General features: G+C 49.0%; 2 protein-coding genes. Both read left to right on the forward strand.

The window, feature by feature from the left end; translation table 11 throughout:
* Positions 1 to 166 precede the first annotated feature (166 nt).
* Positions 167 to 787, forward strand: coding sequence for a DUF6436 domain-containing protein (locus LX87_RS28470; protein WP_211325397.1), 621 nt, complete (start codon positions 167 to 169; stop codon positions 785 to 787).
* A 1-nt stretch (position 788) separates the two neighbouring features.
* Positions 789 to 1,434: hypothetical protein (locus LX87_RS28475; protein WP_211325398.1), on the forward strand; the 646-nt coding region annotated here is incomplete at its 3' end.

The following is a 1,434-nucleotide window of genomic DNA, read 5'->3' on the forward strand; positions in this document are numbered from 1 at the left end:
TACCGCTAAAGCTATCGTAAATGTTATCGATCACTTATAGATATAAACATGGCATTGTTATTGCCTTTCCCTAGTGCCACGAGCTACTTTCCAACAACAGTGTAACTGAACAATTAGCGGCTTTTGCGCTGTCAGTGGGTTTATGGGAGCAAATAAAGCACGCATTATGATACGAAAAAGTTTGGTGATGATGTGGTTATTGGTGCTGCTTTCAGCGGTTATAGCCTTGTTTTGGTATAACGACTGGCTGTATCAGTTGCCTACGCCCGTCCCCGAAAATTATAAGCCGGTGAAAACCGGAACCGTGATTGCTTTACAGGACCGCCTGGCGTTACCGGCCAATAAACCCGTTCTCCTGCATTTTTTTAACCCGGACTGCCCCTGTTCACGGTTTAACAAGCCCCATTTTAAGGCACTGGTCCGGCAGTTTGGCCAGCAGGTGGCCTTTGTTGTGGTCGTCATGAGCACAAAAACGTATTCGGTGCAGCAGATTCAGGAAAAGATTGGGATGCCGCTACCGGTCCTTTTCGATCCATCCGTTGCCGCCTTATGCGGGGTATATTCCACGCCCCAGGCCGCGCTGTTGGATGCGAAACACCGTTTGTTTTACCGGGGCAACTATAACCGAAGCCGCTACTGTACGGACGAAAAAACCAGCTACGCCAAAATGGCCCTGACCGAACTGCTCCGCAACAAGGCCCGTGTAAATCTCGATTCGCTGGCCCTAACCTCCTACGGTTGTCGTGTTTCTTATTGCAAAAACGATTCTATACGCTCTGAAAACTAACATGGATTATCCGTCCGCCGTGGCCGCTGACCCCGCCCGTGACTTTCTTTTCCGCGTACAGCAGCAATCCGACCGGATGATGAATTTTTTCCTCATCGGCTATTTTCTGATCGGGCTTCTTCTGGCAACTTTTTACGACACCTGGCTCATTGCCCTGGGCGTGGGCGGTCTTTCGCTGCTGGCGTATTATTCCGTGAAAATACTCCTGCCGGATTCGGACCTTTACCAGTATGTGTTAAGCGCCGTGCTGGGAATTTTTATGGCCCAGTTCATCTACCAGATGCACGGGCTCTTTGAAATGCATTTTTTTGCCTTCATTGGTAGTGCCCTGCTGATTACGTACCAGAAATGGAAACTGCAAATTCCCATGCTGGTGGTCGTACTGGTTCATCATGCGGTTTTTGCCTACTTACATAACCACGGTTTCCGTGAGCTCTATTTCACCCGGCTGGACTACTTTGAGCTGACCACGTTCATCATCCATATACTGCTGGTCGGTGTGATTTTTTTTATCTGCGGGTTATGGGCCTACCTGCTCAATCATTACCACGAAGTGCAGTTTCGTCAGGCGCTGGAAATGGTCGAGTTGCAAAAAGAAGCGCAGCTCTCGCTGCAACGCAAGCAAAACGAGGAAATTCAGAAAAAAG

It is taken from the genome of Larkinella arboricola (assembly GCF_003259745.1).
In the GTDB taxonomy this organism is placed as follows: Bacteria; Bacteroidota; Bacteroidia; order Cytophagales; family Spirosomataceae; genus Larkinella; species Larkinella arboricola.